Here is a 23,149-nt window from a genome sequence, read left to right as displayed (position 1 = left end):
GTGGCCGGCTTTTCGCCGAGGCCATTCCTTGCCCAATGGACTGGGGAGGCTGAGCGATGTCCTCCCTCAGCGCCAAAATCAAGGACGCCTTCGATGAGCCCGCCTGCGATAAGAACCGTGGCAAAGATGCCAAGGCGCGCAAGGAGGGCTGCTCGAAGTCGCTGACACCAGGGGCGGCAGCCGGCGGCTGCGCCTTTGACGGAGCCAAGATCGTCCTGCAGCCGATCACCGACGTTGCGCATCTGGTCCATGCGCCGCTCGCCTGCGAGGGCAATTCTTGGGACAACCGTGGTGCGGTTTCGTCAGGGCCGACCTTGTGGCGGACAAGCTTCACGACCGACCTCACCGAACTCGACCTGGTGATGGGGCAGGGCGAGCGGAAACTCTTCAAGGCGATCCGCGAGATCAAGCACACATACGCGCCGCCGGCGATCTTCGTCTACTCAACTTGCGTAACGGCGCTGATCGGTGACGACATCGAGGCCGTGTGCAAACGCGCCACGGAAAAGTTCGGTTTGGCCGTGGTGCCGATCAATGCGCCTGGCCTGGCAGGCTCCAAGAACCTCGGCAACAAGCTCGCCGCCGAGGCGTTGCTCGATCATGTCATCGGCACGGTCGAACCCGACGACCCCGGGCCCTACGACATCAACATCCTTGGCGAATTCAACCTCTCGGGCGAATTCTGGCTTGTAAAGCCGCTCCTCGATCGGCTCGGCATCCGGGTGCGCGCCTGCATTCCCGGCGATGCGCGTTACCGCGACATTGCTTCCGCGCACCGCGCCCGGGCGGCAATGATCGTGTGCTCGACCGCGCTGATCAGTCTTGCCCGCAAGATGGAGGAGCGCTGGGACATCCCGTTCTTCGAGGGCTCCTTCTACGGCATCTCCGACACATCGGAAGCTCTTCGCAACCTTGTCAGGCTGCTGGTGAGGAAGGGCGCCGATCCGGAGATCCTCGAGCGCACGGAGACGCTGATCGCGCAGCAGGAGGCGATCGCGTGGAAGAAACTCGAATCCTACCGGCAAAGGCTCCAAGGCAAGCGCGTGCTGCTCAACACAGGCGGTGTGAAGTCCTGGTCGGTTGTCCATGCGCTGATGGAGATCGGAATCGAGATCGTCGGCACCTCGGTCAAGAAATCTACCGTGCAGGACAAGGAGCGCATCAAACAAGTTCTCAAGCACGACAAGCATATGTTCGAATCCATGGCTGCGCGCGAGCTGTACGCCATGCTCTCTGAACACAGGGCCGATATCATGCTGTCGGGCGGTCGCACGCAATTCATTGCGCTCAAGGCCAAGACGCCCTGGCTCGATATCAACCAGGAGCGCCAGCATCCTTATGCCGGCTATGACGGCATGGTGGAACTCGTACGCCAGATCGACCTCGCCATTCACAATCCGATCTGGTCTCAGGTGCGCCAGCCGGCCCCGTGGGATTGCCAGCCTGAGCTGATAGGCGAATTGCCGTGCACGAGGAACGAGACCGCGTACCTGTTTGATGAATTCGCCTGCGCGACGGCACACGAGTGTTGAGGCGACCGATGGCCCGCATCCTTCCCCAGAGCAAATCGGCGGCAGTCAACCCGCTGAAGTCGTCGCAGCCGCTGGGTGCCGCCTTTGCCTTTCTTGGCGTCGACGGTGCGATGCCGCTGTTCCACGGCAGCCAAGGATGCACAAGCTTTGCGCTCGTTCTCTTCGTGCGGCACTTCAAAGAAGCGATTCCCTTGCAGACTACGGCGATGGATGAGGTGGCGACCATCCTCGGCGCAGCCGACCATCTGGAAGAGGCGATCCTCAACCTCAAGAACCGCACGAAGCCAACGCTGATCGGGGTGTGCACGACCGCGCTGGTGGAGACGCGTGGCGAAGATTGCGCGGGTGATATTGCCAACGTCAAGCTGAAGCACACGCAAGAGCTTGCGGGTACGGAGGTCGTGCTGGCCAACACGCCGGATTTTGACGGCGCGATCGAAGAGGGCTGGGCCAGGGCAGTCACCGCAATGATCGAAGGGATTACACGCTCGGGCGAACGGGCGCGGCACCCGAAGAAGATCGCAATCCTGCCCGGATGCAACCTCACTGTCGCCGACGTCGAGCATATGCGGGACATGGTTGAAAGCTTTGGGCTCAAGCCGGTTATTCTGCCCGACATCTCAGGCTCGCTCGACGGTACGGTTCCTGACCGCTGGGTAGCGACCACATACGGCGGCACCAGCGTCGAGGACATTCGCGAGTTGGGCACGGCCATGCAATGCATCGCCATCGGTGAGCACATGCGCCGCCCGGCGAAAGCGCTGCTCGGGTTGACCGGCGTGCCTTACGTGTTGTTCCAGTCACTGACTGGGCTGCAGGACACGGACCGCTTCGTGTCGCTGCTGTCTTCGATTTCGGGCGCGGCGGTACCGGCCCGCGTGCGCCGGCGCCGGGCCCAATTGCAGGACGCGATGCTCGACGGACATTTCCATTTCGGCGGCAAGAAAATTGCCATCGCTGCCGAACCAGACCAGCTGTTCCAACTTGCAACCTTCTTTGCTGGCCTCGGCTCCGAGATAGCCGCGGCCGTCACAACGACCGACAGGTCTAAAATTCTCGAGAAAGTCCCGGCGGTTTCGGTTCAGATCGGCGATCTCGGCGATCTGGAAAGTCTTGCCGTCGGTGCTGACCTGCTTGTCACGCATTCGCACGGGCGCCAAGCATCGGAGCGGCTCCGAATTCCGCTCATGCGCATCGGGTTCCCGGTCTTCGATCGACTAGGCAGCCAGCACAAGCTCGCAATTCTCTATCAGGGCACCCGCGACCTGATCTTCGAGGTCGCCAACATCTTCCAGGCCAACCAACACGCGCCCACTCCTGAGGCGCTTGATCCACTCCGTAATCGAGAAATATCACATGAACGCTGTTCGCCGCCTCTCGCTGGTCAGTAATGAGGTTTTCGCCCCGATGCCTGAACGACGTGCGGGCGCATTGCGCGTTGCGATCGCCACTCAGGACATGCAGAACCTCAATGCCCATTTCGGATCGGCCAGGCGCTTTGCTGTCTACGACGTGACGCGCGAGGAATGGAATCTCGTCGAAGCCGTGGCCTTCGATGACGTTTCGGATGAAAGCGGGGAGCATCGGGCCGAGGGCGATGACCGCATCACGCCCAAGGTGGATGCGCTGAAAGGCTGTCATCTGCTGTTTTGTCTGGCGATTGGCGGACCTTCGGCAGCCAAGGTTGTCGCGGCAAAAATCCACCCGATCAAAGTGGCGGAGCCCCAATCCATCCGAGAGGTGCTGTTGCGCACGCAGATGATGCTCAGGACGTGTCCTCCGCCCTGGCTGCGCAAGGTGCTGGCGCAAGCGGGCGTTGCCGAAACGAAACCGTCCTTCGAGGACGAGGACTGATAGGAGGACGCCAAATGTCTGACCCCGCAATCCCCCCAGCTGTCACCGAAGACGAGGCGGCTCTTTGCACCCCGTTCGTCAAATGCCTCGTGCGGCTGATCCGTGCTCAGGATTCCTATGGCTCGTGGGAACGCAAAGCGGACGCCGAGCTGCTGGGCGACTTCATCATTACCAAGGAACAGCGCCGGGCGATCCCGATCATCGGAGATCCCGATCCGGACGTGCTGTGGAGGCTCGACAAGTACTACGCCGCCATCGGGCTTGCGATCGAGGAGCGCTGCGGCCTTATGGCATCGCCGATGATCCAGGTGAGCCATGAGGGTTTTGGTCGGGTGCTTTTCACGACCGGACGGTTGGTCGTTTTGTCCAAAACGCTGCGCGATGTCCACCGGTTTGGCTTCGAGACGCTCCTGAAGCTCGCCACGGCCGGTACGAAGCTGGTCGACGATGGGATTGCAGTCATCGAAGCCTTTCCCCACGTGGCGCTGGCATGATGGGCGCGATTTTCGAGAAAGGCCATCATGACGGAACCGAGAATTGTTGGCCAGCCCCCTCGATCCAGGGGCTCGAGGCCGACCAGGTTGCTGGGGTATCGCTGATGAAGAAGCCGCTGGTCCTGATCTGCTCGCAAGATGCCGAGTTCTATCTGCTCTACAGTCACATACTGGAGGTGGACGGTTTCAGCAGTGAGACGGCAGACGGCGCGAAGGCTGCGCTGGCCTTGGCCGACCAACGGGAGCTTCAGGCCGTGGTGCTGGATTGCGACCCAGCCAGCATAAACGGGCCCGCAATTTGCGCCCACCTCAAGCGGGAACCGCGCACCACCGACCTGCCCATTATCGCCCTGATCGCACCTGGCGCCGAGCACCAGCACCTCGATCTCTTGAAGGCAGGCGTTGAGAGCTTTGTGCGGCCAGTGGCTCCGGCCAAGCTGCTCGACTGCCTGCGGGCGAGGCTCGGGCTGACCAAGCGTGGTTCCAACGGGGTTGAAAACGACAGTTGGATTTGTTGTGGAGGCCTGGAGATGAAGCTCGATGCCCATCGGGTTCGCGGTAATGGCCACGACATCCATCTCGGACCGATCGCGTTCAACGTGCTGCGGCTTATGATTGAGGCCCCCGGCAAGGTCTTCAGCCGGAACGAGCTTATCGGGGCGGCCTGGCGGGCCAACATTCATGTCGGTGAACGCACCGTCGATGTCCATATCAGCCGAATCAGGAGGGCGCTGAAAACGGCCTTGCCCGGCAGTGTCATTCGCACCGTCAGGTCGGCCGGCTACTCGCTCGAGAAGCCGGACGACTGAAATCGGTCGAATGTGGTGCCGCTCTCTCTTCCTCTGCTGAGAGCGGTGTTGCCGCTTTGAGACGCTCCTAACGAAGACCAGGAGAAGCAGGCAAATGGAATTTAAAAGCATATTCAGTGTAACGGGTGCTGATCATTCTGATGAGGACCTCTCAACAGCTGCCGGACTGTGTGCCGAGGTCGGCGCGCACCTATCTGTACTGATTATACCGCCTCCATTGCTCTTGATGTCGTCTCCGCCCCCCGAGTGGGGTACGGGACGTGCACAGGCAATTGCAGTACCGAATTATCGATTTCAGCAAATCGAGAAATTTTCACAGGACGTGACCAGAATGGAAAGACGGTCCGCGGATATCCTCAAACGGCTGAAAGCTATGTCGCTTTCCTGTGACGTTGACACCGACTATTGCGATCCGGCTAGCCTCGGTGAAGTGGCACGACAGCGGGCGCTCTGCGCTGACCTGACGATCGTTGGAGGAGACCTCCTCAACGATGAGACTCTCGGACCTCCTGTTGTCAACGGCTGCTTGTTCGATAGCGGAAAGCCGGTGCTCATCGTGCCGAAGGGCGCTAAGGCGACCCTGTCGCCTCGACGCGTGCTGGTCGGCTGGGATTCGCGCGTAGAGGCCTCGCGTGCGGTTCGGGAAGCTCTTAGTCTCCTATCCGCTGCTGAGGAAGTTTGTGTCGCTATGGTCGATCCGAAGGCGCAAAACAACGGGAAAGGTGCGCAGTCTGGAGCAGACATCGCTGCCTATCTTACTCGGCACGGTGCTCGGGTCTCGGTTGACCTGCTTAAGAGCGCCGGTAAATCGGCGGCCACAGTGCTGACGCAGCACGCGGCCGACACCTGCGCCGACATGATAGTCATGGGTGCTTATGGCAGCCGTCGGCTGCGTGAGCGGATTTTCGGCGGTCCGCCGAGCTGGAGCTTTGAGAAGACCACATTGCCGCTGTTTTTGGCTCGCTGATCAGTTCCGTAGGAACACCGATCAGGTCGTAGGACCGCCAACCAGTCCGAAGTCGTCGTCGGTTACCGGTCGGATTGCGGAGACATGGCTGGATCCGCGAACATCGTGCGATGCTTGTCAGAGCCAAACCGGACGCCTCGACTGCTTCAGGACGCTCTCGTGCATCCAACTCGTGCGAGATCGTCTGTAACGGGCAGTAAAGACGAACGGCTGCAGCAGACCGCAGCCAAGCCACAGGGCGGGTGTACCAGGGGACCCCCGCCTCGGGGCGCGAACCCTGTTGGAAGGCCCCTGATCAGTACCCGGACGCGGGTCAAATCGGCGGCTGCCCCCTGTCAGGCCTGCGGTGTGCAAGGGCCGCTGCCGCGGAGCTTCCTCTGCCCGATCGTCGGGCGTGCGACAATGTCGGGTTCCAGACGAGCTGGAATTACGAGAACTCGTTGGTTTGACAGTTTTCTTTATCCGGCACGCTGCATGCATGGGAGTCTACGAACGCATTACGAGCCGTTATCCATGGTTACGCCCCTCGAAGAAAGAGCCGCTTCCGTCGTAACCGGGAAACAGCCAATCCTGGGGTGGAGGCAGCCGCTAGGAGCCGCCGTAAAATCCGGAGAGCTGCGCGACAGCATCACACGCGGTCCTTCTCGCTCTTGGGTTCGGATGATGCGGTGCCCGCTGTCGATGTCGCCCATTGAGCCCAAGATCTGGAAGGCCGCGCAGGCTTTTGCCTTCCTCTCAGTCGGGACCGCGGCTCAACGATGCCTGTGAGGTTCGCAATGCTCAATGCCTGGCGGTCGCCGCGCACATGCCGCTGAGTTGGAAAACACTCCTAGAGGAGCAAGGATAAGTGGACCTCTTTTGCATTGGTATCGGTGCTGGGCCGTCTAATTTGAGCCTTGCGTGTCAGATACAGGAAGAGATTGCGCAAGGGGCACTGTTCCTGGATCGGCAGGTTGATTTCCGAGGACATCCAGGCAGCGCTTTCGATTGCGCGGAGCTCCAGGTCGGCCACTTCCAGGATCTGGTTACTCTGGTCAATCCGCGATCAGCCTACACATTCGTAAACTACCTCCACGAGAACGGGCGTCTTTACAATTTCCTCAATGCGCAATTTCACGGGGTGCTCAGAGCCGAGTTCGCTCAATATCTCAACTGGGCGTTCCAGAAGAATCCGCTTGTCCGTGGCGGCGAGGCCGTTCGCGAAATCCGCTTTGACGGCGAGTTTCGCGTGCGGACGGACAACGCGGTCCTTGATGCGAGAAACCTCGTCATCGACATAGGCAAGCAGGCGCAAATTCCGCCTCAGTTTCATGGCTGGACTGGACCCAACCTGTTCCACTCATCAGACCTAGCGCATATCCATCCTGAGGTACACAAAAAGCATGTCTGCGTGGTTGGCGGCGGACAGTCGGGAGCCGAGCTGCTGCTGCACCTTGTCGGCCGGCCGAAAGAACGGCGGCCCGCGGCGATCACTTGGGTCTTGACGCGCGAGATGCCTTTCGACGACCACCCGTTCACAAACGAGCTGTTCACGCCTTGCTTTTCGGATCGTTTTGCGGCCATGAGCGAGGTGCATCGCCAGCTGTTCCTGCGTCGTTTCGCGCTTGCCTCCGATGGGATTTCAGAAAGCACGTTGCGCGCGGTCTATCAGGCGCTCTATCACCACGCCTTTCTCGAGCCACACCAATGCGACATCAAACTGCGGCCAAGTTGCAACGTGTCGCGCTGCATCAACGCAGGGGCGGGGCACAGGCTCACGCTGCAGCGCGGCATGGATAACATCGGAGAAGTAACCGCCGACATCGTCATCCTGGCCACGGGGTACGAGAACGCGCTGCCGGACTTCCTGGAACCGATCGCAGATCGCCTCGAGCAGATCGGCAATGAGCTCGCCACCGGCGAGGATTTTTCGGTGTACTGGGACGGACCGCGAGACAGACGCCTTTTCGTTCAGAACGCCTGCCTTGGACAGCGCGGGCTGGCTGATCCGAACTTTGGCCTGCTGGCCTGGCGAGCGCGCCGCATCCTGGACAGCCTTCTGGGGCGCGCGCCATGCACCAATCCCGAGCATCTCGGCCTCATCAGCCGTACGTTGATCGAGCGCCGGCCCGACCTCGTAGCCGAAGAAATGGGCAGCGGGATATAACTGGTCTACTATTGTTCATTGGCGGTGGCATCCAGGGAATGATGTACGCCTTCGTTGCGGCGAACGCGGGAGCCTTAGCCCAGATCATCTTGACCGAATAAGCACTCGGGCCCTGAGGCACATCGTATATTCTGCGGACGTTTCCCCTACGCTCGTTAAGTCCTTACGTTCACTCGAAAGAGTGCGGTAGCCTCAGCGGCCATGGCTGAGCCCGCGCTCAGCGGGGAGGGTCCTTGCCTTTGGCGATGCATGTCGTGGCTGGACCCGGTGAGTTAGGTGAGTCCGGCCCGGTCTACCCAGCCCCTGCGCCCGCCCCGAAGCCGCTCGCCCGCTCAGCGCTATCGAGGGGGCGCTCGCGCGGCTTCGCTGACCGTCGCGTTACAGCGTAAGGACGCGACCCCAGTGAAGGCATACTCCAGTGTCGCCAATTCCGTTTCGTTGGCCCGCCGCAAGCCGGTCTTCCAACCAAAGGCCGAACTCGCCAATTCGCCAGCCAACTCCACCAACGATTGTCTAAATCCGCACCCCAGGGCGGTTCGCTCGGGCTCGCTTGCTTGAGCACGGCACAGACGGGATCGCGAGCATGATGCCGCGGAATGGGAACGCACCATGGTTAGGCACGAGGGCCCGTGCCAACGCGCATCGCGCCAATCGGCGTCGTCACGTCCGAGATTCAGCACCGGCTGCTCGGCGCTTTTACGCTCGCATCATGGGCCGGCATGCCGCTGGCGATCCATGACGCGATGCCGCCGAGGCTGCTCGTTCATGGAAAGCGATAAGCACTAGATTAATGGGCAACCTCGTCGGGACCGAAAAGGGCGCTAAACCGGCTGGCTAGATCGATCCAGGGTGCCGCGTCTCCGCGCTCTGAAGCTATTCGAACGACCGTCGCCAGATAATCGGTAAAGGCCTTCAGTCTGATGGCGCCTTGCTCAGAAAGGTGGTCAATGGCGTCAAGCCGCTGGTGAACGGCAGCCAGCATATGTTGCACCAAAAGCAGTGAGGATGGGCAAGGGCAGTCGCCCTTACTCGCGAGGCGCCTGCACTCGCTGCAAAGCCGCGGAATGTCCTCTAAGGCTAGGTCGCCGGAAAGCCGTTGTATGAGATTGTCAGTGGCGTTCCACAAATTCGCTCGCATGCAGAACGGAATGCAGCGTGACCCCATGTTGGGCTAGCAGCGCCGTAGCTCCCTCGTCGCGGTCCACGAGGCAAGCAGCGTCACCTACAATGCCCCCGACGCGGCGAACCTCTTCAATCGCCTTCAATATCGACTTGCCGCTTGTGGCAACGTCGTCAACGATCAGGACGACTTTTCCCTCGAGATCTTCTTTGGGCCCAAGACCTTCAATCACGTCCCTTGTGCCATGAGGCTTTGGAGTCTTGCGAACGAAGATCGTGTTTATGGGTTTGTTCATCGCCGAGCTGACAGCTGCCATCGATCCGATTACGGGGACCGCTCCCATTTCAAGGCCGCCGACGTACTCTGCTTTCACTTGCTCAGCGATTTTTAGGAACTCAAGAGCGGCAAGTTGCGCGCCTCGCGCCATCATCATGGTAGGCTTCATATTGAAATAGATGTCGCTCTCTATGCCCGACGAGAGCGTGTAGCGTCCGGATCGAAAAGAGCGCTCACGGACGATTTCGCGGAGTTCGTCCTTGTCGTGTTGGCTGGAATCAACTGGTCTGAATTTTGCCAGTGCCGCCATAGATCAGACCTCGCCCTAGGGAAAAAATTGGGTGCGGCATGCACCTAGTCACTACCGCTATGTGGCTTATGCAAGTGTTCGCGGGGTGTGTCAATTAATGTCAATACCGGTGCGACCGTTTCGCGCAGATTTTTCCATTATCGTTATTGGGTGCCTAAAGCGTGATCACGGGTTTCCCTACGGCTGGGTAGCGTTGGCCACCCGCCCTTGCCCGATCTCGGCAGGCACGGCTTTTCTCGATGCGGGCCGTCTCTTTGAGGATTTGGGCGTTTCATCCTCGTCCCCTCGAGTTCCGCCTCGCTCGGCCCCGTTTGCGCCAGCTTCTTAACCAGGTTGCGCATGAGGTGAGCGTTTCGGCCGCCATGTCGGCCCGTGTCGCTCTTGTGATGACGAGTGGGCAAGGCCGCGCTTTTCGTGCAACCTCCTCGTCGAGGCGCGAGAGGTAAAGTTCGAGCCGCCGAGAATTTTTGTCATCAGCACCGCGGCGCAACATTTCGGCTCGCTTCATCTGACGACGGTAGAAAGCAAAGTTCAAGGTAGGTCGTAGTCCACCTCCCTGCCGGCCGAGTCTTTACGGCGATATCGGCGACAGGGGCGAGCGTCTGCCTCTGAGGCAGACGCCGAACAGCAGGCCGAGCCTTACACTGATTTTGGTGACATTGAGTTCGCCGACACCCCTGAGATGGAGCCTATCACGGGCGGGAAGCGCCTTGTGGCAGAACTCGACAAGCGGCGCTACGTTCTGGACGCCGGCGTTGCTGACAGGACATCGAGGCGCCCGAAGGTTTCGATTGCCTGCATCAGCCGCGTTCCACCTGCCTCTCACCCTGGCAACCATTTTTCGTCAATCGATCGATCCCGGACGCCGTCGTTGGACTTCGCTGTGATCAAGATCCGCGGACCACTCTTGCTCCCTCGCGGGCGAACCGCGCTTTCCTTGCCGACCCCGCTCGCGGCTTCGGCGATCACCGCCACCTTGTCGATAAGCCGGCCACCGGCTCCCCGTCGCGCTGGTTCAACAAAATATCATTGTGAAAGTTCATGGTTTCTTCCTTTCCGATGGCGAGGCTCGGCTTCCGCGAGATAGTCGTGGACGACCTTCCCGAGCGCGAGCGTGAGATCGGCGACGAGGTGTACGGCCGAGACTACTTCCAGCACCGGCAGTTCGGCGACGGGGGCAAGCGCATGCGACCAGAGGTTCAGGGCTGCCGGGCCGGTCCAGGCGCCTCTCAGATCGATGTCCTCCAGGTGGTATTCCACGAGTTCGCAGATGCGCGGCGTGCCGTCGACATGCGGGATGATTTTGAGGAGGAAGTTCGGGTCGGCGAGCGAGGCCTTAACGCTCGCAAGGTCCGCGGCCCGGTGCTTGTAGCCCATCGTACCCGTCGCGACGCGGACCGGGCCGTAGTCCAGCGTGCCAACAAGCGTGTCCGTCTCTGTTCGGAGCGTTGGGCTGGCGAGCTTCTTGGGAAAGCCCCACAACTCGCGTCCGCCCGCTGTCGGCGGATGGTCGTCGAGAAACATGCAGTGGGTGTAGCTCCCCATGCGGCCCCAGAAGGAGACAGGGATGACCTGTCCGCTTTCCGTGTAGTCGCCGAAGCCCGTCGAGTCCGGCATGCGAATGAACTCGAATTTGACCAGAGGCTCGCACACCTGAAGCGGCTCCGGCACAAGGTCGCGCAGTTTTTGCGGATCGGTGCGATATGTGATGATCAGATACTCCCGGTTGCTGAAGCGATATGGGCCGGGTGGGTAGGCTGGGCTGGTCAGGGGCATGGCGAAAGCTCTCCCACGGACGGTATCTTGGTGCATGTTTGAAATTCCTTTGTGCTGGCTCAAGTGGGCTTAGATAGGTCTCGATGATGGCGGCGAGGCTCTCCGAGGTGCCTTCGTTAGCCTGGATGCATGGCGTGATCGCGCGTAGCCATTTTGCGCTGGGCAATTGCCTCGGGGCGCACTCATTGTATGGTCGCGGACGCGGTTCCATGGGTCCGGTTGTAGTCGAGAGGCAAGATTCGAGGTAAAGTGATTTTGTTCCTCATTTGAAGGCGCTGCTTCCCGTCTGCTCTCGTGGTAGGAGGAAGTGGAGTGGCGGCCAGCTCCGATTTCGCCTCATGGCGGGGTTTGCGGATCAACGCGCACGCGCCATGCCAAATGAGAATCGTTCGAGGCAAAGCGATAGATCTTGCTCAGCTACGTTACGCCTCCGACGTTGTCGGACATCGGATAGCGCCGAACAGGACCGCTTGCGGATTGGGAGGACGTGTCTTTTGCGCAAGAGGACCTCCGCCCCTCAGGCAAATAGCTCCGACCGGGGCGCTATGCTTCACCACCGTCGGCCCGGGAAGTAACGCTCTTTATGCCGAGGTGTTCTCCCACTGGACGCCGCGCATTCGCCATCATGTGAAAGAGTTCTACTGCTCGACGACCAGAAATTCTCGACCAGCCGGGGCACATGCGGCTAGGGCAAGGAGGCTCTGGGCCCAAAGGCAGGTTGACGTCGTGCGTACCCATTCGGCGCTGGTACGCCCGCAAGGTGAGCTGGACGCGCTCCGCCGGGGGAACGAGACATTTCAAGGGATCTTGCGATATCCGTCGTGTTAGCCTCGCCGTCTTTACCGGTGTGGTTCGAGGCGCTAGTCAGCGTGACGCGCCTTGCATAGTGCCCGATCACCCGACAACGCCTGTGATCCATCGCGAGGAAATACAGCGGACCTCATTTGCTGGCAGAATGCCTATCCGACCCAATCGTACCTTCTAATGGCGGCTGGCTATCCGGCGGCGCAGATTACTGCAGTCGCGCTCGAACGTGGGCAGGTAGCGTCGCTCGACGCCTGGCTGCAGAAGTGGAGGCAGCGAAGGGCATCCGATACATTGGTGCAGCATTATGTTCTGTCGGGGCTCAACGCCGCGCTGATTGAGCCCAATGCCGCCGACTTGCCAGCCGCGTGGTGATTTATGTCCACGAGGCAAGGATCCACACGCGGCGGTGGCGGCACGAGGACCAAGCCGCCCCGCACTTTCGACCCGGCGCCAAAGTGCCACTGCTCGAGGACGCCGGCCAGTCTAATGACAGGCGAGCCATCCAAGCTCTCACCTGTCCTAAAGCGGCTGGCTCAAGAGGGCGAAACCCGACAGCGGCAGAAGACATGTCAGGTTCACGACAATCGGCCGTGTTTGGGCTCGTGGAGAATTTTCAAAGCATTCCCCGCCGCTTACCGGAGCTGAGAGGGGTTGGCACGCCCATTGCTGCTTGATGGGCGGCAACACTGTGAGAGGGCTGAATCGCATGCAAACGCGCAAGACGAGCGATGGCCTCCTGATCCGTGTGTTGCGATTCTGACAGAGAACCAACTACGCATAAAAGCCACGAAAGGTGTGGGTAGCTTTGGATAAGAACATCATGGAACTGCGTATGGGGTCCCCGGCTCCTCCGATCAAAGTGGAGAACTGGCTGCGTGGCGAGCCCGTCAAAAACTTTAAGCCCGGCAAGGTCTACCTCGTTGAATTTTGGGCGACTTGGTGCGGACCATGTGTGACGGCCATGCCGCATTTGGTTGAACTGCAGGAGAAACATGCAGACAGCGGATTTGAGATTATCGGAGTCGCAGCTGGCGAACGGGCTGCAACCGCGGACGAGGCACGTACTAAGGTGGATGCCTGGCTGACCGAGAAGTTCTTGAATCTGAATTATCGTATCGCGTTCGATTACACTGGCGAAATGAACAAGCTCTGGATGGATCCCAGCTCTTCGATCGGGATTCCCACCTCGTTCGTGGTCGACCGCGACGGCCACATCGCTTTTATCGGCCACCCGGCGGAACTCGATGACGTTTTGCCGAAAGTCCTTAACGGCAGCTGGCGCAGCAGCTATGAAGCGAAAGCCGCCGATGCAAAGCGAATCGCGCGTAACCAAAGTATAGCGCGCGAAAGGTCGCTGACCCGGCCGATATACGCCAAACTTAGGCCGGCGATGCAGGACGAGGATTGGACAGCGGCACTATTGGCCATCGAAGAAGGCCTCGCCGTGATGCCAGAATCTTATCATTTTCGGCAGATTCATGCGGATCTTGTGCTTCACAAGCTGCGCGACATCAAAACCGGCTTGCCGCTTATGCGCCAATTGGTCGAGGACGCGATCGACAAAAAGTTCGAAGCGATGTCTTGGATGGTCATGGCGCTGAACCAACTCTTCGATCCCACGATCGACAACTCCCATCTTCCGCATGATGATCGCTTTGCGATGGGCAACGAGCTCTCAGAACAGATCCTGGAACTTAATCCTCCGCAAGGCGACGGGCCCCTTAAATTCCGTTGGTACATCCCGGTCGCTCAGTATTATTACGAGAGCGGCAACAAGGATCGCGCGATCGAGCTGATCGAGGTGGCAATCAAATCGCTGGACCACCCGGAGCCAATGCCGGACCACACCAAACAGCACTACCTCACCCCGTTGCTCCAAGCCCTGGCCAACTACACGGGTGAGCCCGCCTGTCACGCAGATATCTGTGTGGCTCCGCAAAATAAGGCTTTCGAAACTCAAAACGCAGTCACTTCCTGAGCAAAGATCGCGAAGGGGATGACAATTGGAATTGAACACTGGCCAATCCGCCCATCGAGGCTCGCTTCGCAGCAAGTATGTCGATGCAGCAAGGGCGGGCGGCTTGCGGCAGGTTGGATTTCAATTGCGTTGACCACCGGTCGGATCGCGGCGCAGACGATGTGCGCCGCGAATTCGCGCCGTAGGTCTCGCACTCGTGGACATGTCGAGGTCGGCCACGGGGCACTCTTGCGTGGGGTTGGCCCGCCCAAGCCATTCGTCGGCCACGCAAGTGGGCCCGGAGTGGGCATCGCAGAAAAAGGAAATCGTCTCTCGAAGACGAAGACTGAAATGAGAAACAACGAAATGCCTCATGCACCGGTTGGCCCTGATGTCAACAAGGACGAAGAAGCCCTTGCTCGCCCGTTCGTCAAATGCCTTCTGCGGCTGATCCGTACTCAGGATTCCTTCGGCTTATGGGAAGGCAATTCGGACGCCGAGCTGCTGGCCGAATTCATCATCACCAAGGAACAGCAATGTGCGACCCCTCTCATCGGCGATCCTGATTCGGACGCGCTGTGGAGGCTCGACATGTTTTACACCGCCGTGGCGCTTGCGATTGAGGAGCGCTCCGGCGTGTCGACGTCGCCAATAATCGGAATGAAACCCCTGGGGGCTTCCGGCGGTTGGTCGTTCTATCGAGACGTCCACCGGTTCGGCTTCGAGACTTTCCGCAAACTGGCTGAGGCCGGTACGAAACTGGTCGACGATGCGACTGCAGCCATTGAAGCCTAGCCCGAGATGGCGCGCATCAAGAAAACCATTGTTCCAGGAAGGATCTATGTCAGACCTAGATAAGATGAGGAATAAAGTCCGAAAGCTCCAGTTGCGTGCAGCTATTGCCAAGATGGCATTGCAGGACCTTGTCGAGGGTCTGCCGGGCAAGTGGGCCGACATACAGGAAGTCGCCGAGAAAACCCACGCCGTTTATGCCGAGTTGGATGTTGCCAAGAGAGAACTCGCTTCAATGAAGAATTTAGGATGACGCGCACATTCACCACCCGTGACGGCTCCATTTGGATGCCGTCGTACCTGACCTTCATCGATAGCAAGACCTGCATCGGCTGCGGCCGTTGTTTCAAGGTCTGCTCGCGCGATGTCATGCATCTTCACGGTGTCAATGACGCGGGTGAAATCCTCGGCCCCTGCGATGACGAAGACGACGATTTCGACGGCGAGCTCAATCGCATGATCATGGTTGTCGATGATGCCGGCCGCTGCATCGGCTGCGGAGCCTGCGGCCGCGTCTGCCCCAAGAACTGCCAGACGCATGTTGCGGCCGACGAGCTCGCAACATGATCTGGCGAAAAAACCAGGAGAACGGCGTTACACTTCATATCTTTTGTCGGCTTGTGGGGCTGATCCTGTGCAGCAATGCGTCGATGGTTTACTTCGCTTCGCATTCGCCCCGTGTGGCAGTCGTCACGACGCTGGCCTGTTCGCTGCTGCTTCAGGCCTGCTATTTCGGCCGCCTACTCTTTCTGATCCGGCAGTCTAGCCGCGCTCGTGGAACTCGCCACAGGGGCCAGCATGTCAATGGTTCCAGGAAAGCTCGGGTATCAGTCGTCTGAACTCTGATCAGCTGCGGAATGAAATTTCAGCTGTGTCCGAGCTAAGTCAATTACCCAGCATGTGCTGCTGCTTTGACGCGCGAATGACATGATCAGTGCTCAGGCCCACACCACTTTTGGTAACCCTCTGATCACTGAGCTGATCGATATAGGGGATCTGTATTTGGCAGTGGGACGCGACCACATTCGGTTTGTCCTTAGGCCAAGGAGATGCGGGTGTTGGGTCGATTAGGCACATAAGAGTCATCGCAGCACGCCGGATGCGGTCTGCTTGTCGCAATGACAAACTCGGTGCTGCAATAACGATGAACGTCTTCTGCACCCGCTTCGAAAGACGGGTGGCTTTGATCACACACACCCTTGGGCTGACCGGTGCGTAGCCGGTTCAGGTACTTTTTTGCTGGAGAGAGCATGCTGGAAAAATTCGAACGTTATCCGCTCACCTTTGGGCCCACGCCGATCGAGAGGCTCGACCGCCTCGGCAAGCATCTGGGCGACAAGGTGGAAATCTACGCCAAACGCGAGGACTGCAACTCTGGTCTCGCGCTCGGCGGAAACAAGCTGCGCAAGCTCGAGTACATTGTGCCCGACGCGATCGCGTCAGATGCCGATACGCTCGTCACAATCGGTGGCGTGCAGTCCAACCATACGCGCATGGTCGCTGCGGTCGCCGCCAAGATCGGCATGAAATGCTTCCTGGTCCAGGAGAGCTGGGTCCCACATGATGATGCCGTCTACGACCGGGTCGGCAATATTCTCTTGAGCCGCATCATGGGGGCAGAGGTGCGCCTGGTTGACGAGGGCTTTGACATCGGCATCCGCCGCAGCTGGGAAAAGGCACTTTATGAGGTCAAGGCAAGGGGAGGACGGCCCTATGCGATACCGGCCGGCGCCTCTGTCCACAAATACGGCGGCCTGGGCTATGTGGGGTTCGCTGAGGAGGTACGCGCCCAGGAAAAGCAGCTTGGGTTTGCCTTCGACTACATCGTCGTCTGTACGGTGACTGGTTCAACCCACGGCGGCATGCTCGTCGGGTTCGACAAGGACGGTCGACAGCGCAACGTGATCGGTATCGATGCCTCCGCCATGCCCGCCAAGACCAAGGCGCAGGTGCTTGGCATCGCCCGAAATACAGCGAAGCTCGTCCACCTCGGAGCGGAAATTGTCGAGGAAGACGTGGTATTGCTCGAGAACTACGCGTACCCGCGTTATGGCGTTCCATCGGAGGAAACCAAAGAGGCAATCCGTCTGTGCGCGCGGCTCGAGGGCATGATTACCGATCCCGTTTACGAGGGCAAATCGATGCAAGGGATGATCGACCTCGTCCAGAGGGGCTTCTTTCCAGAGGGATCGAGGGTCCTCTACGCACATCTAGGCGGCGCGCCGGCGATCAACGGGTACGGCTACACCTTTCGCAACGGCTGACATTCGGCAGACTGCGATTCCGCCGTCCTGCCGTACCGGACGTGCATAACATCGTTTCAGCGCTGGGCCGGAAAGGCCGAGGTCAATTTCGCGGACGTCGATGATCTGTAGAACTGTTCATTCGCTCCGCAGAGGGCCGGCGAATCCAATCTCTTCCTAAGGCCGTTGGCCGTAATCGAAAGACACGAGGCCGGCGAGTTCGTGCTCAGCTGTCACTCTGTTAGCAAGGGAACGGAATCCAATCCCCCGGAACAGATGGCGAGAGTTGAGCGAAGACTGCGGTCGGAGCTCCTGCGCTTCCGGGTCTCCGAGGGACGCCTTTGCGAACCGAAGGGAGTTTGATGCGTTGACGTGCCGGCGTGCGGCAGGTTGGGCCAGCGACAGGGCTCCCGGCCGGCCGGGAAGCACCGCCCTCTTCAATGTGCGTTGACTTCGCTTTCTTTGGCGAAATGTGGGTAACGGCGAGGGCCGCACACTTCCCGGACCCAAATGACCGTCGACATTCCCGCCCTTTTGGTGCGTTCGCCGTGAGGCGCGACAATTCGGTGCCCGCGTGTAACTGCGGGCATTCGCCGAAGCTTAGACGTGGTGCATTCCCGCCCGCCCGCTCGGCGGACAGTCCGGCCGTGCTGGTTTTGCCGGCCGTAACGCCCCCGGCTCGTCGGTAAGGCCTCACTGCCACACGCCTCTCCGGCAACGGCTCGGCGCATCGCGCAACCCGGTTGGCGCTCAGGCCAGGCCCTTCGCTAGTTCCAACGCCTGCCGTTCGAAGAGGCGGCGGTAAATGCCACCATCGAGATCGATCAGCGCGGCATGATCGCCGTCCTCCATGATGCGGCCACGGTCGAAGACGAGCAGCCGATCGAGCGAGCGGACCGTCGACAGCCGGTGTGCGATGACGAGTGTGGTTCGACCCACCATCAACCGATCCACCGCTTGTTGAATGAGCACCTCGGATTCCGAATCGAGGCTCGATGTGGCCTCGTCCAGAATAAGGATCGGCGCGTTCGCGAGGAAGGCGCGCGCGATCGCCACGCGCTGGCGCTCGCCGCCGGAGAGCTTCAAACCCCTTTCGCCGACCAATGTCCCATAGCCCTTCGGCAGGGGCGCGATGAAGTCGTGCGCACTGGCCAGCCGTGCCGCTTGCTCGATCTCGGCCTGGCTCGCGCCAGGCCGGCCATAGGCGATGTTCTCGGCAAGCGACCTGTGAAACAGGATAGGCTCCTGCTGCACTATCGCGATCTGCGAACGGAGCGACTCTTGGGTTACTTCGGAGACGTCCTGGCCGTCTATCAGGATCCTGCCGCCGCTCAGGTCATAGAGTCTCTGGATGAGCTTCACGAATGTTGTCTTGCCGGAACCGGAGGGTCCAACCAACCCAACCCTTTGGCCAGCTTCAATCGACAGCGAACATTCGCTATAGAGCGGCAGGGGATGGTCGGCGTAGCGGAAGTGGACGTTCTCGAAATCGATACGGCCCTTCGTGATCCGGATCGGCTTGGCCTCTGGACGATCCGCAACATCCAGCGGCTGATTGTGGATGGCCACCAGTTCTTCCATATCATTAACCGAGCGTTGCACGTTGCGGACATGTATGCCGGCATCACGTAGATAGCCCTGTAGGACGATGAAGGACGTGAGAACATATGCTATCTCGCCTGGCGTTGCCTGTCCGCGAGACCATAGAAGCAGGGCATATCCGATCACCGCCACCCTGAGCGCAACCAAAGTGACGCCTTGGGTTGAGCCGATGATCGTTACCCGCACCCAATTCCGGCGCGCGCGGTGCCGCCATTTCGTCATGATATTTGCAAGCCGCTCGTCTTCGCGAACCTCTGCGCCGAAGCCCTTGACCACAGCGTTGCAACTGACCGCGTCCGCAAGCGCGCCGCCGAGCCTTGTGTCCCATCGGTTGGCAAGGCTCGCCGCTGGCGCGACATAGCCGAGCGACAGCGAAATCGAAAACGCAAGGTAGACGAGAGAGCCGCAAGCAAAGATCACGCCCATGACCGGCCAGTGCCAGCCGAGCAGCACCGTCGAGCCGATCAAGATGACAAACGACGGGAGCAGCGTGACGAGTATCGTGCTGTTGAGGAGGTCGAGCGCCCACATGCCGCGCGTTATCTTGCGCACTGTCGAGCCGGCGAAGCTGTTTGCATGCCAGTCTGTCGAAAAGCGCTGCACATGATGGAACGCTTCGGTCGCGACATCGGAAATCATTTTCAACACCAGGTCGCTCAGGCCAATGAAGGCGACGTGGCGCATCGCAATGCCACCGAGTGCCAATCCAATCGGTACAGAGAATGCTGCAACAGCTGAATCCCAAGCTGGTGCTGCCGCATTAGCAGCACGAGAAACAGCGTCGATGAGTCGGCCAGAATAGAGCGGCATCAACACGTCAGCCAGCGTGGAGGCGAGCATCGCGGTCATGATGATCGCGAGCCGGGCCGGCTGCCTGTTCCAGAGGCGAACAGTGAAGGCGAAAACGTCGCGACAAGTGGCGCCGCGCCCATGGACGGGGAAACGTTTCATAGTTTCCAAGCGGGCGCATCAACACGCTCGCTCCCAAAGAAGTTAAATGACAAAGCTGGAATTTTCGACCTCCCCCACAACAGCATCAATTTTGGCGGGCAGCTCCTGGCGCCTCACAATGTGAGCTTCAAAGGTCGTGCCAATTGAGCGGGAACAGCCGAAGGACAAATTCAGCAGGTTGCCGAGCCTGGAGAAAGTCAGCCGCGATCCAACGCGCCGCGAATACTTTCCTGCCCACATCCGGTCAATCGAATGCTCGACTGTCGGATTGTGCGCTCCCCGACACAGTGCTGTTCGGTTCGCCTCCTGGGTACCTCGCTCCAGTCGGTTTACAACCTGAAAAAGCTCCGCTCGCAAGGTGGCACGACTCTTGATGCCACGTCTTTAGGTGGCGGAAGAGAACTCCGGCTGTCGATCCGTTCACTACGCATGTTGCGATGCTGGGCTGGAGCTGTGCACCTGAGGACGCAACTGAAGGAGAGATCGTGAAACTCCCGCGGATTGAACTCGAGTTAGGTCTATTCCTCAACATGACTGATGGTATCGCTCAATCCGAACGGTTGTTCGAACTGTTGTCCGCGTTTGCGCTGAAGTTCGATTGCCCTTGGATTGCCTATGGCCCGCTCGCATCAAAACAGAGGGTTTTCAAGCCGAACCGACAGGATTCTGTGGTGATGTGGAATTATCCTGCTGAATGGCAGGAGCGCTACTCGAGAATGGGCTATGCCAAAATAGACCCGCTCATCAAGAAAGGTCGAAAGGAGGCAGGGGCCTTTCGATGGAGCGAGGTGTATACCGATAAAAGCATAACTGAAGATGGACGCCGCGTCTTGGACGAAGCAGCAACATTCGGCTTGAGGTCAGGCGTTACCGTCCCTTTACATGGCCCTGCTGACAGCTTTAGGTTTATGAGTTTTGCTCAATCCTCGGACTGCGAATTGCTAAATAGAACGATCACCTACCTGCAAATGGCCGCGCTACGGTTTCATCTGATGGTTACGAAGTTCGACACTACGACTGCGTCAGAACAAGTTCATAGCCTGTCTGCGAGAGAAATAGAGTGCATTGATTTGGTGTCACAAGGAAAATCGTCATGGGAAATAGGAACTATTTTAGGCAGATCACGAAATACGATAGATTTCCATTTAAAAAATGTAATGCGGAAGTTGGATGCGACCAGCAGAACGGTAGCTGTTGTAAAAGCTTTGGAACTTGGGATTATCGAACGGCAGTAGGTTGCGCAGCTAGTTCTCCGCCCGTAGTAGCGCGAGTGATAGCCGAGACGCTCCGGCGTGCGCTCGCTCTTCGAAGCATCCAGCGCATCGTCCATCTCGGCCTCGAGCACCTCCTGCATGACCGCGCGGATCACCTCGTTCAATCTATCCGGGTTCCAAAGCAGAATGTCTTTGACGGCAGCGCTGGCGGTCTTACTTTCTGTCTTGATCATGGCGGCGTTCCTTCCAGGGAATCGGTGACGTTGAACACCACCCTGTCATGACCGCCCACTCTCAGCGAATTTGCAGAACTCAGCACGCCATTCCGTCTTAAGCGACTGACGCATGAGTGATGTGTGTCCAAATCTGACAGCCGTCAGAAAACATGTCGGGTTCAAAACAGCGGAGCGTCTTGGGCCTGTCGGGCTTTTCGAAGCCCATCACGCAGTAACTGCGCGCCAGGCGCACTGGCACGGCCTTTGCTGGTCGAGGTGCGGCAATATAGGGTGAGGGTTGACCCGCATGAGAACACGGAACTCGCTCGATGAAAGGGGTGATCGACCTCATCCAGAAAGCTTCTTTCCGGCGGGTTCGAGGGTGCTGTGCGCGCATCTCGGCGATGGGCCAGCGATCACCGGTTGAGGCTACATCTCCGGAGCGAGTGATGCCTCGAAAGATGCAATGCTGTCTCTGGTCCGACGCGCTCGAAGTTTGTGAGGAGTCGGCCCGGCAAATCGGCGAACCGGGCGGCTTAGGCTGCCAAAAGGGTAGATGGCCGCGTTGCCTCAGTAGATCAGCAGGCGGTGCCAGAAAGCCAAAGGCACACCATCGTGGCGCTTCGACGTAAGTAGATGGGAGTCGTCACCAGTGATTTTGCCGGAACTTCGCTTAGCAAACACAGCCGGCAGGGTTTTGGAGATAACGACGACCACGGGATGTGTCGTAGGATGTTCATATTGTCCCCAGGACAAGTTCGCGGTCCGGCAAAGAAAAGTGTCTCATGCGAGTCATCTGGGTCTTGAAGATTTCAAGCGGTGTCTAGCCCGCGTACCGGCTTCCGTCGACATTGGTTTTGCGGGATACTCCGAACCTTGGCTCAATCCGGACTGCACCGAAATGGTGGAGCACGCCTTCGCCAAAGGCCATGGCATCAGGATTTTTACGACGCTGGTGGGAATGAACGGGGAGGACCTGCAACGATTGCAAGCCTTGCGCTTGGGCGTATTCGTGGTTCATGTTTTCGATGATGGCACCTACATGAACAGCCGCCTGGTCGGAGACAAGTATCGCGATCTGGTTCGTCAACTCGTCGACGCGGATATCCCCTTGATCCGGTTCGTGGCTTTGGGCGAGCCCCACCCAGATATAGCCGACATTATTCCTACCGAAGCACTGATAAGAGCGCGGCCCATGAGCAGTAGGGGTGGAAGCGTCGACCCTAAGATCGTTGCACCACGCCAGCCAGTGGTCGGAGCCCTAACCTGCGTGGACGAACGACAGTATCGGAATGTTCTTCTTCCAAACAGCGACGTTACCCTGTGCTCCATGGATTTTGAACGGCGTCACGTATTGGGCAACCTTCTATATGAGGGTTACTCCGCTCTGTTTGAAAAGCCAGTTTTTCGCGAAATCGTCGACCGCATGAATGGAGCGGATGGTTTTCTGCTTTGCAGAATGTGTGAATTCGCCGACCCAAACGACCGGACCTGAGTGGATGCCGGCCGAGAGGGCGTACCTGGCAATCCGGATGGCCCCACGGCACATGCACCTGCCGGCGACGCGATCGTGTTTTCACGTTACGCGAGCATGATCCCGTAGGCGCGGCAGTGGGCCTCGACCATTCCCAGACGAGCTCATCGAAAGTGGTCTTCGGCTTCCAACCGAGCTTGTCGGCCTGCCTGCCTTGAGGTAACGCCGATCACAGGTCAACCTCGGTCGGACGGAAACAGCGTTGTCGATCCCGATCAGCGCTTGATTGCTTACTCACGGCCCACCTCGTCAACGCCTTTACCCTCCCAGACTATCTCCTTTTCGACTCGCCTGAAGGCAGCAGCCCCAGCTGCGGCCGGGGATGGTTGCCGTCGCGGTAGTGGACGTTCTCGAAACCGATTCGGCCCTTCGCCAGCGCGTCTCTCGGTTGCTTCCGCCTGGCCTACAAACGGGCTTTCCGTCAAGGGCGCCCACGGCGGCCCGCCCTCTTGACCCGGCGGCTCGGGCCAATCATCTCGCGCAAGAGATCGGAATCCGCAGTCTTCTCCAAGAGAGCGCGGCTTTCGCTCTGTCATCGGTCATCAAATAG

At 59.2% G+C, this 23,149-nt stretch carries 20 protein-coding genes and 2 pseudogenes; 18 read left to right on the top strand and 4 right to left on the bottom strand.

Features of this window, described 5'->3' with window-relative positions:
• The first annotated feature begins 56 nt into the window (after positions 1-56).
• The 8 genes from nifE (at position 57) to EJ070_RS36105 (ending at position 8,581) form a co-directional block, all read left to right on the top strand.
• Positions 57-1,532 (top strand): nitrogenase iron-molybdenum cofactor biosynthesis protein NifE, encoded by a 1,476-nt coding sequence (gene nifE, locus EJ070_RS02160; RefSeq protein WP_126038036.1) that lies wholly within the window; start codon positions 57-59, stop codon positions 1,530-1,532.
• Positions 1,533-1,540: 8 nt separating this feature from the next.
• Positions 1,541-2,923: a nitrogenase iron-molybdenum cofactor biosynthesis protein NifN gene (gene nifN, locus EJ070_RS02155; RefSeq protein WP_126038039.1), complete on the top strand. Its 1,383-nt coding sequence runs from the start codon at positions 1,541-1,543 to the stop codon at positions 2,921-2,923.
• Positions 2,889-3,386 (top strand): nitrogen fixation protein NifX, encoded by a 498-nt coding sequence (gene nifX / locus EJ070_RS02150; protein WP_095517136.1) that lies wholly within the window; start codon positions 2,889-2,891, stop codon positions 3,384-3,386. Before nifN ends, nifX begins: the two co-directional genes overlap by 35 nt.
• A gap of 14 nt (positions 3,387-3,400) precedes the next feature.
• Complete coding sequence (locus EJ070_RS02145) at positions 3,401-3,880, top strand: NifX-associated nitrogen fixation protein (protein ID WP_095517137.1); 480 nt, start codon at positions 3,401-3,403, stop codon at positions 3,878-3,880.
• Positions 3,877-4,689, top strand: coding sequence for a response regulator transcription factor (locus EJ070_RS02140; protein WP_245464790.1), 813 nt, complete (start codon positions 3,877-3,879; stop codon positions 4,687-4,689). Before EJ070_RS02145 ends, EJ070_RS02140 begins: the two co-directional genes overlap by 4 nt.
• A 94-nt stretch (positions 4,690-4,783) precedes the next feature.
• Positions 4,784-5,656 carry a universal stress protein gene (locus tag EJ070_RS02135; RefSeq protein ID WP_126038042.1) on the top strand — a complete coding sequence of 291 codons (873 nt, stop codon included), beginning with the start codon at positions 4,784-4,786 and terminating at the stop codon, positions 5,654-5,656.
• 847 nt (positions 5,657-6,503) lie between these two features.
• The gene (locus EJ070_RS02130) at positions 6,504-7,802 is read left to right on the top strand and encodes a SidA/IucD/PvdA family monooxygenase (RefSeq protein WP_126038045.1); all 1,299 of its coding nucleotides are present in this window, start codon (positions 6,504-6,506) and stop codon (positions 7,800-7,802) included.
• A gap of 629 nt (positions 7,803-8,431) precedes the next feature.
• Positions 8,432-8,581, top strand: a complete 150-nt coding sequence (locus tag EJ070_RS36105; protein WP_165778317.1) for a hypothetical protein — start codon at positions 8,432-8,434, stop codon at positions 8,579-8,581.
• A 330-nt stretch (positions 8,582-8,911) separates the two neighbouring features.
• Here the strand turns inward: EJ070_RS36105 and pyrE are convergent, their stop codons facing one another.
• Both pyrE and EJ070_RS02115 read right to left on the bottom strand, forming a co-directional pair.
• Positions 8,912-9,508, bottom strand: coding sequence for an orotate phosphoribosyltransferase (pyrE, locus tag EJ070_RS02120; protein WP_126038051.1), 597 nt, complete (start codon positions 9,506-9,508; stop codon positions 8,912-8,914).
• Positions 9,509-10,534: 1,026 nt separating this feature from the next.
• Positions 10,535-11,320, bottom strand: coding sequence for an acetoacetate decarboxylase (locus EJ070_RS02115; protein ID WP_126038054.1), 786 nt, complete (start codon positions 11,318-11,320; stop codon positions 10,535-10,537).
• 948 nt (positions 11,321-12,268) lie between these two features.
• Between EJ070_RS02115 and EJ070_RS02105 the strand changes: the two genes are divergently transcribed.
• The 7 genes from EJ070_RS02105 to EJ070_RS02075 all read left to right on the top strand — a co-directional run bounded on the left by EJ070_RS02105 (position 12,269) and on the right by EJ070_RS02075 (position 17,104).
• Positions 12,269-12,463: a hypothetical protein gene (locus tag EJ070_RS02105; RefSeq protein WP_029356503.1), complete on the top strand. Its 195-nt coding sequence runs from the start codon at positions 12,269-12,271 to the stop codon at positions 12,461-12,463.
• Between the two features lie 448 nt (positions 12,464-12,911).
• Positions 12,912-14,069, top strand: coding sequence for a TlpA disulfide reductase family protein (locus EJ070_RS02100; protein WP_126038057.1), 1,158 nt, complete (start codon positions 12,912-12,914; stop codon positions 14,067-14,069).
• 330 nt (positions 14,070-14,399) lie between these two features.
• Positions 14,400-14,843: a DUF269 domain-containing protein gene (locus tag EJ070_RS02095; RefSeq protein ID WP_245455125.1), complete on the top strand. Its 444-nt coding sequence runs from the start codon at positions 14,400-14,402 to the stop codon at positions 14,841-14,843.
• A 46-nt stretch (positions 14,844-14,889) separates the two neighbouring features.
• On the top strand, positions 14,890-15,093 hold the full coding sequence (locus EJ070_RS02090; protein WP_095517143.1) for a CCE_0567 family metalloprotein: 204 nt from the start codon (positions 14,890-14,892) through the stop codon (positions 15,091-15,093).
• The gene (gene fdxB / locus EJ070_RS02085) at positions 15,090-15,407 is read left to right on the top strand and encodes a ferredoxin III, nif-specific (RefSeq protein ID WP_126038060.1); all 318 of its coding nucleotides are present in this window, start codon (positions 15,090-15,092) and stop codon (positions 15,405-15,407) included. Before EJ070_RS02090 ends, fdxB begins: the two co-directional genes overlap by 4 nt.
• On the top strand, positions 15,404-15,679 hold the full coding sequence (locus EJ070_RS02080) for an exopolysaccharide production repressor protein (protein ID WP_126038063.1): 276 nt from the start codon (positions 15,404-15,406) through the stop codon (positions 15,677-15,679). The genes fdxB and EJ070_RS02080 overlap by 4 nt, the downstream gene beginning before the upstream one ends.
• A gap of 411 nt (positions 15,680-16,090) precedes the next feature.
• The gene (locus EJ070_RS02075; RefSeq protein WP_126038066.1) at positions 16,091-17,104 is read left to right on the top strand and encodes a 1-aminocyclopropane-1-carboxylate deaminase; all 1,014 of its coding nucleotides are present in this window, start codon (positions 16,091-16,093) and stop codon (positions 17,102-17,104) included.
• A 729-nt stretch (positions 17,105-17,833) separates the two neighbouring features.
• Here the strand turns inward: EJ070_RS02075 and EJ070_RS02070 are convergent.
• On the bottom strand, positions 17,834-19,636 hold the full coding sequence (locus EJ070_RS02070) for an ABC transporter ATP-binding protein (RefSeq protein WP_126043834.1): 1,803 nt from the start codon (positions 19,634-19,636) through the stop codon (positions 17,834-17,836).
• A 485-nt stretch (positions 19,637-20,121) separates the two neighbouring features.
• On the opposite strand from EJ070_RS02070, the gene EJ070_RS02065 reads away from it, so the two are divergent.
• The gene (locus tag EJ070_RS02065; protein WP_126038069.1) at positions 20,122-20,871 is read left to right on the top strand and encodes a LuxR family transcriptional regulator; all 750 of its coding nucleotides are present in this window, start codon (positions 20,122-20,124) and stop codon (positions 20,869-20,871) included.
• 17 nt (positions 20,872-20,888) lie between these two features.
• Here the strand turns inward: EJ070_RS02065 and EJ070_RS02060 are convergent.
• Positions 20,889-21,083 (bottom strand): annotated as a pseudogene (locus tag EJ070_RS02060) (transposase); the annotation flags it as partial.
• Between the two features lie 305 nt (positions 21,084-21,388).
• Here EJ070_RS02060 and EJ070_RS02055 point away from each other — a divergent pair.
• Together EJ070_RS02055 and EJ070_RS02050 are read left to right on the top strand one after the other, a co-directional pair.
• Positions 21,389-21,492, top strand: a pseudogene (locus tag EJ070_RS02055) (aminocyclopropane-1-carboxylate deaminase/D-cysteine desulfhydrase family protein); the annotation flags it as partial.
• A 474-nt stretch (positions 21,493-21,966) separates the two neighbouring features.
• On the top strand, positions 21,967-22,560 hold the full coding sequence (locus tag EJ070_RS02050; RefSeq protein ID WP_126038074.1) for an SPASM domain-containing protein: 594 nt from the start codon (positions 21,967-21,969) through the stop codon (positions 22,558-22,560).
• Positions 22,561-23,149: the final 589 nt, after the last annotated feature.

The sequence above is a fragment of the Mesorhizobium sp. M1E.F.Ca.ET.045.02.1.1 genome (assembly GCF_003952485.1).
GTDB lineage: Bacteria > Pseudomonadota > Alphaproteobacteria > Rhizobiales > Rhizobiaceae > Mesorhizobium.
The sequence above is the reverse complement of the archived record's forward strand: the minus strand, read 5'-3'. Positions and strand labels throughout refer to the sequence as shown.